Source organism: Pseudomonas sp. R11-23-07 (genome assembly GCF_003852295.1).
GTDB lineage: Bacteria > Pseudomonadota > Gammaproteobacteria > Pseudomonadales > Pseudomonadaceae > Aquipseudomonas.
Genome location: NZ_CP027761.1, coordinates 1,276,777 through 1,289,062 on the forward strand (window position 1 = coordinate 1,276,777; position 12,286 = coordinate 1,289,062).

Below are 12,286 nucleotides of genomic sequence, written 5' to 3' on the forward strand. Positions count from 1 at the left end.
ATGTTGCAGCGCATGTCGACCAGGACCGCCTGGCACTCTTCATCAAACTGTCATCGAACTGTGGCAGCGCGCTTGAACAAACTTCATCAGACTCGCGCTCTACTGGGGTTCTGCGTTTCGGTGTTTTTCATGCGCGTGTTGCTTTTACTAGCCGCTCTGTTGTTCGGCCTGCCGTCTTTTGCGGCTTCTCGATGTGACGTCAATGTCCCGACCCAAACGGTCGACCTGGCTCAGGTAAGCATCGCCTACCAGAGTATCGGGCGTGCGTCCGACCCTGCCTTGCTGTTGGTGATGGGCCTGGGCGGGCAGTTGATCCACTGGCCTGACGAAGTGGTTGTCGCGCTGTGCCAGCAAGGTTTTCGGGTAATCCGCTACGACAATCGCGATGTTGGCCTGTCCACCTGGCGCCAGGCACCGGCCAGCGCCAACCTGACTTTCGAGGTGCTGCGCTACAAGCTCGGCCTGCCGGTGGCGGCGCCCTACACGCTGACCGACATGGCCGACGATGCCTTGGGTTTGATGGATGCGTTGCAGGTCCGGCAATTTCATGTGCTGGGGGCGAGCATGGGCGGCATGATCGCCCAGCACCTGGCGGCGATGGCGCCGCAGCGGGTGGAAAGCCTGACCCTGATCATGACCAGCTCCGGCGCCGAAGGCCTGCCGGCCCCGAATGCGGCACTGGTGCAGTTGCTGTCGCGGCGCAGCGCGCCTAATCGTGAGGTGGCGTTGGAACAGCAGGCGGATTTGCTTGCGGCACTGGGCAGCCCGAATGTGCAGGATGATCGCCAGGCATTGCTGCATCAGGCGGCGCTGTCCTATGACCGTGCGTTCAACCCCGAAGGCGTGAAGCGCCAGATCATGGCGATCCTCGCCGAGCCGAGCCGCGTGCCGTTGCTCAACCAGCTGCGGGTGCCGACCCTGGTGGTTCATGGCACCGCCGACCCGTTGCTGCCGGTGATGCACGGCGTTCATCTGGCCGCGCATATCCAGGGCAGCCAGTTGAAATTGATTCCAGGCCTGGCCCACCGTTTCCAGGAAGCGTTCAAGGCGCCGTTGCTGGCGGCGGTGCTGCCTTACCTGCAAGCCCATCGCGAAGATACCGCGCACTGGGCGCAGATCGACCTGGGCGCGCCTTCGAAGCTGCTGTGAAGGTGGTGTATCGTGTCGCTTTTGCGGCGCATTAATGCCAGCGAGGTGGCCTGCCCATGAGTACTCCCCTGAAAATCGATTTCATCAGCGACGTGTCTTGCCCCTGGTGCATCATCGGCCTGCGCGGCTTGACCGAGGCCCTTGATGAGCTTGGCGCCGAGGTGCAGGCCGAGATTCATTTCCAGCCGTTCGAATTGAACCCGAACATGCCCGCCGACGGGCAAAACATCGTTGAGCACATCGCCGAGAAATACGGCTCCAGCGCCGAAGAGTCCCAGGCCAACCGCGAGCGAATTCGCGACATGGGTGCCACGTTGGGTTTTGCCTTTCGCACCGATGGCCAGAGCCGTATCTACAACACCTTCGATGCGCACCGTCTGTTGCATTGGGCCGGGTTGGAAGGCTTGCAATACAACCTCAAGGAGGCGCTGTTCAAGGCCTATTTCACCGACGGCCAGGATCCCTCCGACCACGCGACCCTGGCGATCATCGCTGAAAGCGTCGGCCTGGACCTCAAGCGCGCCGCCGAGATTCTCGCCAGCGACGAATATGCAGCAGAGGTGCGTGAGCAGGAGAAGCTGTGGATCACCCGTGGCGTGACCTCGGTGCCGACCATCGTGTTCAACGACCAGTACGCTGTGAGCGGTGGGCAGCCGGCAGAAGCCTTTGTTGGGGCGATTCGCCAGATCATTAGTGAGTCCAAAAACTAAAGCCAGACACCGATCAAAATGTGGGAGGGGGCTTGCTCCCGATAGCGGTGCATCAGTCAATATATGCGCTGACTGACCCGCCGCTATCGGGAGCAAGCCCCCTCCCACATTGGTTTTGTGTAGGTCCCGATATACCCCTGGCCCATCCCTTGCATTGACCCCCTAAAGCCCATCCGGCCTGCGGTTGGGCGCTGCCATTAGGGATGAAGCACTGCCTTGAATATTCTTGACCTCGACCACAGCCTCACCGCTCAGGCGCCGATTGCCCAGCGGTTGGCCAGCGGCCGGGCCACGCGCCTGGATCTGCTGGACCTGGGCCCGAAACTGCGCCTCTGGTCCACCGAAAAAACCTGGAAACGTTTCGTCGAGCGCCTGGCCCAGCGGCCACGGCCCAGGGATGCGCGCCCGGAAATCCTGTTCGTCGGCTCCGGCGACTATCACCACCTCACGCCGGCGTTTCTCGCCGACTTGAAAGAACCCATCAGCCTGATCCACTTCGACAACCACCCCGACTGGGTGCGCTTTGCGCCCAAGCGCCACTGTGGTTCGTGGGTCAACCGCGCGCTGAAGATGCCGGCGATCAAACGCATCGTCACCCTGGGCCCTTGCAGCGACGACCTGCATAACCCGCAGTTGCGCGGCGGTAACCTCGGCGCCCTCAAGCGCGGGCAGTTGCAGCTGTTCCCCTGGCAGCACCCTCCGTCGAAAGTCTGGGGCCGGGTCGGCGATGGCGCCGGGCACCGACAGCAGGAAAATCACCTGCACTGGCGCAACCTGGCGGAGCTGGACTGGACCACGTTCCTGGACCAGATGATCGCCAGCCTGCCCACCGACGCGGTCTGGATCACCCTCGACAAAGACGTGCTCGCCAGTGAAGACGCCGCCACCAATTGGGACCAGGGCGGCATGCGCCTGAGCCACTTGCTCCAGGCCCTGCGGGCGTTGGCGGCGCATAAACGCATCATTGGCATCGACGTGTGCGGCGAGTTCGCCGCGCCTGCCTTCAGCAACGCGTTCAAGCGCTGGGAAGCCAAATCCGACCAGCCCCCGCCCGAGCGTTGGAGCGCGCAGGATTTGCAGCGCAATGCCGCAACCAATGCGGCGCTGATCGATCTGTTCGAGGAGTTGTTCCCGTGAGCCTGACCGTCATGATGTTGCTGGCGCTTTCCATCGTGCTCGATGTGATCGGCCAGTTGTGTTTCAAGCTGGGCGTGGACCGTTTGCCGCAACTCGATGGCGGTTTCCGTCTGCGCGCGTTCTGGGGCCAGGTGTTCAATGCGCCGCTGCTCTGGGCCGGCATCGGGGCCTATGTCATCGAGTTTTTCGTCTGGCTCGAAGCCTTGTCCCGTGCGCCATTGAGCCTGCTGTTTCCGCTGGCAGCGTTGGCCTATTGCCTGGTGGTGCTGGCGGGCCGTTGGGTGCTCAAGGAGACCGTCAGCCGACGGCGTTGGCTGGGCACGCTGGTGATTACGGTTGGGGTGATGTTGGTGGCGATTGCGGGGGGCCAGGCATGAGTACGCAAACCGTCGACACGGGCTGGTTGCATGGGCGGCTTGGCACGCTGGTGCTGTGGGCGCTGTTGATCGCCACTGAAAGTGCCGGGCAGTTGTTTACCAAGGTGGCCGGTGATCAATTGGGGCAGATGGATTTCACCTGGCAGTGGCTGGCGGATGTCGCGCGCAACCCGGGAATTCTGGCGGCGATTGCCAGTTATATCAGCGCGTTTTTCGTGTGGATGCTGATCCTGCGGCGCAGCAGTCTGTCGTTGGCCTTTCCGTTGAGTTCGCTGGTATTTGTGGCGGTACTGCTGGGGTCTTGGCTGGGGTTGGGGGAGCACATCAGTCCGCTGCATTGGGTGGGGGTTGTGGTGATCATTGCCGGTATCGCCCTGCTGGCCGAAGGCGAAGAGAACTGAAACACGATCCCATGTGGGAGGGGGCTTGCTCCCGATAGCGGTGTATCAGCCAAAGGTGTATTGACTGACCCACCGCTATCGGGAGCAAGTCGAATCGTCGCACCGCCCCTCCCACATTTTGACCGAGGTGAATCAATCGAATGTGTAGCTGATCGCCGTCTGCACCTGGCCCTGGTTCACCTCGCCGGCTTGCCTGACGATGCTGCTGTTGGCCGCCGAGCCGACCAGGTGCACCCAACTCGCACTGGTCAGCAATGACCAGTTGCGCGCCAGGGGGAACTGGAAGCTCTGGCTCAAGGTGACGTTCTGGAAACCGCCACTGGCGTTATAGGCCTTGAACCCCGTGGCGGCCGCCTCGTTATCGTCCACCCCGAAAAACGTCTGGTTCTGGCGCGCGTCGGCAAAGTGCGCCACCAGGCCGCTGCTGCCGATAATCCCACCGCCCAGCGGGTAACCGAGTTCACCGCCGACCTTGCCCAGCACCCCGCTCTGGGAATGACCACCGCCCACGGCCTGGCCCAGCTGCGCGTAGACCCGCCAGAAATCGGCCGGCGCGTACTGGACGAAACCGCCGACCTCGGCCATGTCCGACACATTGCGCAGGCCTTGCAGCGCACCATTGGAGGTACGCCCCGACAAATAATTGATGTACGGGCCGGCGGTGAGGCCGTGGGCGTTCAGCGCGCTCCAGGTCAAGCCGTCATCGGTGCTCAGGCTGACGTCACCCCAGTCCAGGTCCAGGTAGGGCACGGGGCGGGTTTCGTAGCGGCTGCCGGTCGGGTCGTGGGGTTGGTAGCTGACGCCTGCGCCGACGTCTCCGGTAATGCCTTCGGCCTGCGCGCTCAGGCTCAGCAGCCCGACGAGCGCAGCGCATGTGATCCTTAACATGGTCACAGTTCCTGATGAGTGAACAGGCGCGCATGAACGCGCAAACCCTGGCGCCTGCGCAAGCACTCATCTTGTTTGTAGCAAGCTACAAAAATTGTAGCTTGCAGCGCACCTGTCGCTCGGAATATCCAGAAACCCCCCAGCCCCGCTGGGCTTTGGCCAATTGGCACACTCCCTGCTCTACCGGTAAGGCAAGCGCATACAGCGCGCCTCTTTCCAAAGGTAGACGCAATGATCCAATGGCATATCGTGTGTGACTTCGACGGGACCATCACCCCCACCGATGTCATCGACAACGTCCTCCAACGCTTCGCCGGTCCCGAATGGGAAACCATCGAACAGGAATGGCTGGACGGGCATATCGGCTCACGCGAATGCCTGAGCCGCCAACTGGCGCTGATCAAGGCGACCCCGAGCGAGTTGCTGGCCTATTTCGACAGTGTCGAGATCGACCCGGACTTTCCGGATTTCGTCGATCACGTCATGGGCCTGGGCGCGACCATCGAAGTGGTCAGCGACGGCATCGAGCAGGGCATCGCGCGCATTCTGTCGCGCAACTATGTGACCTTGCTGCCGATCCTCGCCAACCGTCTGCGCCAGGTCGACCAGAACAGCTGGCGCATCGACTTCCCGTATGCAAGCGATGCCTGCCGCGCCGCTTCCGGCAACTGCAAATGCAAATCCACGCCGCGCAACAAGCGCGTGCTGGTGATCGGCGACGGCAAGTCCGATATGTGCGTGGCCTCCACCGCCGACTTCGTGTTCGCCAAGGGCAGCCTCGCCGAGTATTGCGTCGCCCACCAGATTCCCCATGCGCGCTTCGACACCTTTGCCGAAGTGCCTGCATTGCTGGCGCAACTGCCACAAGGCATCGCCGCCAACGCCACATCCTTTACTGCCGACACTCAGGAAATTTTCCATCATGTCTGATATCCGTATCGCTACCACTGAAGACCAGATCCTTCTGGATAAGGAAGCCAAGTACTGCTCCTACGGCGACACCGTGCATTACATCGAGCCGCCGCGTATTTTCAGCCGTTGCGAAGGCTCCTACGTATGGGACACCGAAGACCAGGCCTACCTCGACCTGCAGATGTGGTACTCGGCCGTCAACTTCGGCTACGCCAACCCGCGCCTGAACAACGCATTGAAGCAACAGATCGACACCCTGCCGCAGATTGCCAGCCAGTACCTGCACAAGGGCAAGATCGAGCTGTCGGAAATGATCGCGGTGGACGCCAAGAACAAGTTCGGCCTCGACGGTCGCGTGCACTTCAACGTCGGTGGTTCGCAGTCGATTGAAGACTCGTTGAAAGTGGTGCGTAACGCGTCCAACGGCAAGAGCCTGATGTTCGCCTTCGAAGGCGGCTACCACGGGCGCACCCTCGGCGCCTCGTCGATCACCTCCAGCTTCCGCTACCGTCGCCGCTATGGCCACTTTGGCGAGCGCGCCAACTTCATCCCGTTCCCTTATCACTTCCGTGGCCCCAAGGGCATGACCAAGGAAGAGTACGGCAGCCATTGTGTGCAGCAATTCGCGCGGTTGTTCGAGACTGAATACAACGGCGTCTGGGACCCGAAAACCAACCAGTGCGAATACGCGGCGTTCTACGTCGAGCCGATCCAGGGCACCGGCGGCTACGTGATCCCGCCGATGAACTTCTATCGCGAGCTCAAGCACGTACTGGACCAGCACGGCATCCTGATGGTCAGCGACGAAATCCAGATGGGTTTCTACCGCACCGGCAAACTGTGGTCGATCGAGCACTTCGACGTGCAGCCGGACGTGATCGTGTTCGGCAAGGCGCTGACCAACGGCCTCAACCCGCTGGGTGGCATCTGGGCCCGTGAAGAGTTGATCAACCCGAAAATCTTCCCGCCAGGTTCGACCCACTCCACCTTCGCCTCCAACCCTTTGGGCACCGCGGTCGGCCTGGAAATGTTCAAGATGACCAGCGAGGTCGACTACGGCGCGATGGTCATGGCCAAGGGCAAATACTTCCTCGAAGGCCTGCAGGATTTGCAGAAACGTTTTCCGATCATCGGCGACGTCGACGGCCTGGGCCTGGCGCTGCGCTGCGAAATCTGCGGCCCGGACGGTTTCACCCCAGACAAGGCAACCCTGGACTACATGGTCGAAGAAGGCATGAAAGGCGACATGCTGGTGGATGGCCAGAAGCTCGGCCTGATCCTCGACGTGGGCGGCTACTACAAGAACGTGATCACCCTGGCGCCGTCCCTGGAAATCAGCTACCCGGAAATCGAGCTGGGCCTGAAGCTGCTCGAGCAACTGCTGGTGCGAGCGACCACACGGTGAGTGGCGGCGAGATCGACCTCGGTGAAGGTGATGCCGGCTTCGTTCTCGGTGCTGGTCCGGTCGGGATCCTGTTGATTCACGGCCTGACCGGCACCCCGACGGAATTGCGCCAGGTCGCCAGGGGGCTGGTCAAGGCGGGCAACTGCACGGTGTACGTGCCCACCCTGGCCGGGCACTGCGGTGATAACAGCGACTTGCAGGCCACCGGCTGGCGGGACTGGTACGAAGGGGTGCGCAAGACCTTCGCACAGATCGAGCGGCGTCACGCGCAAGTGTTCGTTGGCGGCTTGTCCATGGGCGCGGTGATGTCGATGTATGTGGCCGCCGAACACCCTGGGCGAGTTGCCGGGCTGCTGATGTATTCCACCACCTTGAAGTACGACGGCTGGAGCATCAACAAACTGGCGTTTCTGACGCCGTTGCTGATGAAGATTCCGTTCGGCGTGCACCTGTGCAGCTTCGAAGAAAAGCCGCCCTACGGCATCAAGAACGAACGCCTGCGGGCCGTCGTCGAGCGGCAGATGAAGCAAGGAGAGAGCAGCGAGGCGGGGTTGCTGACCATGGAAGGTATCACCGTGCGCGAGTTGCACCGTCTGAACGCCGTGGTCAGGAAACGCATGCCCGAGGTCAAGGTACCGACGCTGGTGCTGCACTCCATCGAGGACGACATCACCAGCCGCTGGAACGCCGATTACGTGGAGCGCCACCTCGGTGGCCCGGTGACCAAGATCCTGCTGGATAACTGCTACCACATGATCACGGTCGACCTGCAATACCGCCGTGTGATCGAGTTGAGCGCCGCGTTTGTCGAGCAGCACATTCGGTCCGTCGAACCTGAGCTGTTGTGGCGAGGGAGCTTGCTCCCGCTGGGCAGCGAAGCTGCCCTGAAACCGGCTGCCTCTTTTTAGCTGGAAGAACTCACTGCTGTTGAGGGGGCTGCTTCGCAGCCCAGCGGGAGCAAGCTCCCTCGCCACAAAGGGATCAGATGTGATAACCACCCAAGCCTACCCGACTCTCCGGGCCATCCAGCGCGATGCCTGGAATGACTGTTTTCCCGGTGCCCTGGAGGACTGGGATTATTACCTCGCCGTGGAAAACGCCGCGATCGATGACTTTCAGTGGCGTTACCTGGCGGTTTACGAAGAGGGAACGCTGGCGGCAGTGGCTGTCGCGTTCATCACCCATTATCGTCTCGACACGACACTGTCGGGCGCCGGCAAGCGCTTGACCGAGCGTGTGGCGCGACTGTGGCCGGGTCTGTTGCAACTGGGGTTGTATGCCCTCGGTTCGCCGGTGGCCGAGCGCTGCGACGTCGGTTTTGCCAGTGGCGTGGCGGATGCGCGGCGCCCGCAGTTGCTCAAGCACTTGCTGGAGGTCGCGCGCCGGGATGCGGATGACTTTGGCATCGGCCTGCTGGCAGTCAAGGACGCACCGAGCAACGACCCGCATTGGGCCGAAAGTTGCCGTGCGGCTGGCTTTCAAAGCATGCCGAGCCTGCCCACGGGCGTGTTGCCGCTGCCCTACGGCTCAGTGGACGCTTACCTTGGCTCGCTGGGTAAATCCACGCGCAAAGACCTGCGCCGCAAACTGCGCGCACCGGGGCCGCGGGTGGAGTGGCGGCACAACATCGATGATGTGCTTCCCGAGGTCATGCGCCTCTATGAAGCCACGCTGATGCGCGCGGACTTGCAGTTCGAACGCCTGCCCGCCGGTTACTTCACGGGGATTCTCGAACAACTGCAAGCGCGTGCGGTGTGTGTTCTTTACTGGGTGGACGAGCACCTGGTGGCGTTCAACCTGATCCTGCTCGACGAGCATCGGCTGATCGATAAGTTTTTCGGGCATGACATCGCGTTCAGCCGTGAGTACAACCTGTACTTCCGTAGCTGGCTGACCAATGTCGACTACTGTATTCAACACAATATTGCGGTGTACGAGTGCGGCCAGGCCGGGTATGCCAGTAAACTGCGCCTGGGCTGCCAGTTCCAGGGCAACAGCCTGTTCTTCCGCCACCGCAATCGGTGGGTCAACGGCGTGCTCAAGTTAGTCAAAATGTTGTTCCGACCGGATCGTTCCGACCCTGCCATGGCTGCTGCGATAAGCGAAACCTGATGATCACCAAGACCCGCCAGAAAGCCCGCCCCTTTGCCATTTCGCGCTGGAGCGTCCAGCGCAAGCTGGTGCTGGCCTTCTGGCTGGTCAGCGTCATTCCGACCATGATCGCGGCGGAATTGGCCGCCACCACGTTGTCGCAGATTTTCGACAGCAACGTGCGTATCTGGCTGCAGGAGTCGACCAAGATCGTCAAGGACGAGATCGGCGACATCCTTCACGACAACGCGCGCATGGCCAAGCTGTTCCTGCGCTACACCAGCCCACCCTCATCGCGGCAGGCCGAACGGCATGACCGGCTCACCGCCGACATCGCCGATGCCACCGACATCGATGTGGTGGCGCTGATTCGTAGCAGTGATCACAAGGTGGTGTTCAGCACCGCCGCCGACGACATCGTCAAGCAGATCAACCTGACCAGCAACACGGTATTGCAGACCGTACAGGTGGCCGGCGTCAGCACGGGCCTGGTGGTATCGACCTTCGAGACCAACCGCGATGGGGTCGATTATCTGTTGCTTGTGGCCACTTACCTGGACAGCAGCTTCCTCACCAGCGTGGCCGATGTGCATTCTCTTGACCTGCGCCTGTACCTGGCCAATGCCACGGGGTTTTCCGAGATATTTTCCACCCAGCGCTTCGAAAACCATCCGGCGCGCATCCCGAAGAATGTCGAAGCCGAGCTGCGCAGCACCCGGCAGCCGAGCGAGCAGTTCACCAATCAGTACAGCGGTTTGTACTGGCCGATATTCAACGATGCCGGCGAGCTGCAAGGCGTAATCTTCAGCGGCTTGCTGCGCCATACGAGCCTGGTGGGGCTGGTGAATCAGAGCAACTTGTTCGTGCTGATTTTCCTGGTCAGCTCGGCGCTGTCACTGGCGGCAGGGGTGTGGGTGTCGCGGCGCCTGACCCAGCCGCTGCGGGATCTGTCCCAAGGCGTGAACGCGGTGATTTCCGGCAACTACGCGCACCGGGTAGAGGTCAGCGGCGGCGACGAGCTGGCGCAACTGAGCAGCACCTTCAACCACATGACTGAACGCCTGGGCGAATTGCATCACCTGGAAGCCCAACTGCGCCGGCGTGATCGCCTGCATGCCCTGGGTGAAGTCGCCATGGGCCTGGCCCATGAAATCCGCAACCCGTTAGGGATCATCAAGACGGCCACTCAACTGTTGCACCGGCGCGCCGACCTTCCGGACGCCGACAAACGCCACTTGGAGTACGTGATCAGCGAGGTCAGCCGGATCAACGACCTGATCACCGAATTCCTCGACTTCGCCAAGCCCAATCCGCCGATACGCGTACAGCAACCGGCACGCCCGTTGGTGGAAGACATCCTCGGCTTCTGTGGCCCGGAGTTGAGTACTCACAATATCGATGCCCAGATTGACGACCAGGCGCCTGACGCCACGCTCTACGCGGATGCCAAGCAGCTCAAGCAGGCCTGCCTGAACCTGATTCTCAACGCCATCGACGCGATGCCTGAAGGCGGGCGCCTCACCCTGGGTATCCGCAGCGTGGGTGACACTACCGTGATCAGCATCGCCGATACCGGCCAGGGCATCCCGGCGGATATGGTCGAGCGCATTTTCACGCCGTTCGTCACCACCAAGGCCTCGGGCACGGGGCTGGGCCTGGCCAAGGTCTATTCGATCATGGAGAGTCACGACGCCAGCATCGAGTGCGTCAGTGAGAAAGATGCCGGCGCCACCTTCAACCTGTACATTCCGGCTAACGGTGAAGACGACGGCGAGGATGAGAACAGGCATGACGCATAACGTATTGGTGGTCGACGACGAGCCCAAGCTCTGCGACCTGTTGTCATCCGCCCTGAGCCAGAACGGCATCCAGGTGTTTACCGCCGGCAATGGCCTGCACGCGCTCAAGGTGCTGGAGCAGGAGGACATCGACCTGGTCATCAGCGACTGGCGCATGCCGGGCATGGACGGGCCGGCGTTGCTGGCCGAGATCAAGCAGCGTTATCCGCAGTTGCCGGTAATCGTGATGACGGCCTACAGCACGGTGAAAAATGCCGTGCAATCGATGCGCAACGGCGCCTACGACTACATTGCCAAGCCGTTCGATATCGACGAGCTGGACATCACCGTGGCCAAGGCCCTGCAGTTTCGCGACATCATGCGCGATAACGCGCGCCTGCGTGCCGAGCTGGATGAACATGCACAATTCGACAGCCTGGTCGGTGACAGTCCAGCGTTTCGTAAAGTGTTGCAAGCGGTGGACTCGGTGCGCGACAGCAGCGCAACCATCCTGCTGACCGGCGAAAGCGGCACCGGCAAGGAAATGGTCGCCCGTGCGATCCACAAGCATGGCAGCCGTGCCGACCAACCGTTCGTGGCGGTCAATTGCGCGGCGATTCCTGAGGGGCTGCTGGAAAGCGAGATGTTCGGTCATCGCAAAGGCGCTTTCACCGGCGCCGTGGCCGACCGGGTAGGGCGCTTCATGCAGGCCGACAAGGGCACGCTGTTTCTTGATGAAGTCGGTGATATGCCGTTGGCCTTGCAGGCCAAGATTTTGCGTGCCTTGCAGGAACGGGTCATCGAACCGGTGGGTGATCCCCGCGAGCGCAAGGTGGACGTGCGGGTGATTGCCGCGACCAACAAGAACCTGCTGGACGCGGTGGCCAACAAGGAATTTCGCGAAGACCTGTATTACCGGCTGAATGTCTTCCCGATTCCTTTGCCGGCCCTGCGCGAGCGCGTGGAAGACATCGCACCCCTGGCCCGGCACTTCGCCCGCACCCTCAGTGCGACCGCCGGCAAACGCATCACCGGGTTCAGCCCGGAAGCCTTGCAGGCCATGGCGGCGTACCACTGGCCGGGCAATATCCGTGAGCTGCAAAACTGCGTGGAGCGGGCCACTATCGTGGCCGCTTCGCCAGTGATCGAGGATATCGATTTGCCGGGGTATCTGTTTGCTTCGAAACCGAGCGAGGGCAGGGTGACGGCGATCCTCAGCGACGGGCCGGGTGTGCCACCGGACCTGGATGCGGCGCTGGCGGAAGTGGAGAAAGCCTACATTCTGGCGGCGTTGCAGGAGAGCAATGGCGTGCAGGCCGCGGCGGCAGCGAAGATCGGTATCTCGGAGCGCAGCTTCTGGTACCGCCTGAAAAAGCTGGGCATCCAAGTCGACAAAATAGTCCGCTGACACACTGTGATCAAACTGTGGGAGGGGCAA

12 protein-coding genes are annotated in these 12,286 nt (G+C 61.7%); 11 read left to right on the forward strand and 1 reads right to left on the reverse strand.

Going from position 1 to position 12,286, the window contains the following annotated elements:
* Nucleotides 1-129 precede the first annotated feature (129 nt).
* The 5 genes from C4J84_RS05590 to C4J84_RS05610 all read left to right on the forward strand — a co-directional run bounded on the left by C4J84_RS05590 (nucleotide 130) and on the right by C4J84_RS05610 (nucleotide 3,774).
* Nucleotides 130-1,149: an alpha/beta fold hydrolase gene (locus C4J84_RS05590; RefSeq protein ID WP_124435049.1), complete on the forward strand. Its 1,020-nt coding sequence runs from the start codon at nucleotides 130-132 to the stop codon at nucleotides 1,147-1,149.
* Nucleotides 1,150-1,205: 56 nt separating this feature from the next.
* Complete coding sequence (locus C4J84_RS05595) at nucleotides 1,206-1,859, forward strand: DsbA family oxidoreductase (RefSeq protein WP_124435050.1); 654 nt, start codon at nucleotides 1,206-1,208, stop codon at nucleotides 1,857-1,859.
* Between the two features lie 216 nt (nucleotides 1,860-2,075).
* Nucleotides 2,076-2,996 carry an arginase gene (locus tag C4J84_RS05600; RefSeq protein ID WP_124365992.1) on the forward strand — a complete coding sequence of 307 codons (921 nt, stop codon included), beginning with the start codon at nucleotides 2,076-2,078 and terminating at the stop codon, nucleotides 2,994-2,996.
* Nucleotides 2,993-3,373, forward strand: a complete 381-nt coding sequence (locus tag C4J84_RS05605; RefSeq protein WP_124435051.1) for an EamA family transporter — start codon at nucleotides 2,993-2,995, stop codon at nucleotides 3,371-3,373. The genes C4J84_RS05600 and C4J84_RS05605 overlap by 4 nt, the downstream gene beginning before the upstream one ends.
* Entirely contained in the window at nucleotides 3,370-3,774 is a 405-nt protein-coding gene (locus C4J84_RS05610; protein WP_124365994.1) for an EamA family transporter, read from the forward strand. Before C4J84_RS05605 ends, C4J84_RS05610 begins: the two co-directional genes overlap by 4 nt.
* Before the next feature lie 132 nt (nucleotides 3,775-3,906).
* On the opposite strand, the gene C4J84_RS05615 is transcribed toward C4J84_RS05610, so the two are convergent.
* On the reverse strand, nucleotides 3,907-4,662 hold the full coding sequence (locus C4J84_RS05615; protein WP_124435052.1) for a MipA/OmpV family protein: 756 nt from the start codon (nucleotides 4,660-4,662) through the stop codon (nucleotides 3,907-3,909).
* 231 nt (nucleotides 4,663-4,893) lie between these two features.
* Here C4J84_RS05615 and C4J84_RS05620 point away from each other — a divergent pair, with 231 nt between their 5' ends.
* The 6 genes from C4J84_RS05620 to C4J84_RS05645 all read left to right on the forward strand — a co-directional run bounded on the left by C4J84_RS05620 (nucleotide 4,894) and on the right by C4J84_RS05645 (nucleotide 12,256).
* The gene (locus C4J84_RS05620) at nucleotides 4,894-5,592 is read left to right on the forward strand and encodes an MtnX-like HAD-IB family phosphatase (protein WP_124365996.1); all 699 of its coding nucleotides are present in this window, start codon (nucleotides 4,894-4,896) and stop codon (nucleotides 5,590-5,592) included.
* Nucleotides 5,585-6,979, forward strand: a complete 1,395-nt coding sequence (locus C4J84_RS05625; protein ID WP_124365997.1) for an aspartate aminotransferase family protein — start codon at nucleotides 5,585-5,587, stop codon at nucleotides 6,977-6,979. The genes C4J84_RS05620 and C4J84_RS05625 overlap by 8 nt, the downstream gene beginning before the upstream one ends.
* Nucleotides 6,976-7,887, forward strand: a complete 912-nt coding sequence (locus C4J84_RS05630) for a carboxylesterase (RefSeq protein ID WP_124435053.1) — start codon at nucleotides 6,976-6,978, stop codon at nucleotides 7,885-7,887. The genes C4J84_RS05625 and C4J84_RS05630 overlap by 4 nt, the downstream gene beginning before the upstream one ends.
* 79 nt (nucleotides 7,888-7,966) lie before the next feature.
* A complete protein-coding gene (locus C4J84_RS05635) occupies nucleotides 7,967-9,091 on the forward strand; it encodes a GNAT family N-acetyltransferase (protein WP_124435054.1) in 1,125 nt (374 codons plus the stop codon).
* Nucleotides 9,091-10,869, forward strand: a complete 1,779-nt coding sequence (locus C4J84_RS05640; RefSeq protein WP_124435055.1) for a HAMP domain-containing sensor histidine kinase — start codon at nucleotides 9,091-9,093, stop codon at nucleotides 10,867-10,869. Before C4J84_RS05635 ends, C4J84_RS05640 begins: the two co-directional genes overlap by 1 nt.
* Nucleotides 10,859-12,256, forward strand: coding sequence for a sigma-54 dependent transcriptional regulator (locus C4J84_RS05645; RefSeq protein WP_124435056.1), 1,398 nt, complete (start codon nucleotides 10,859-10,861; stop codon nucleotides 12,254-12,256). The genes C4J84_RS05640 and C4J84_RS05645 overlap by 11 nt, the downstream gene beginning before the upstream one ends.
* Nucleotides 12,257-12,286 lie beyond the last annotated feature (30 nt).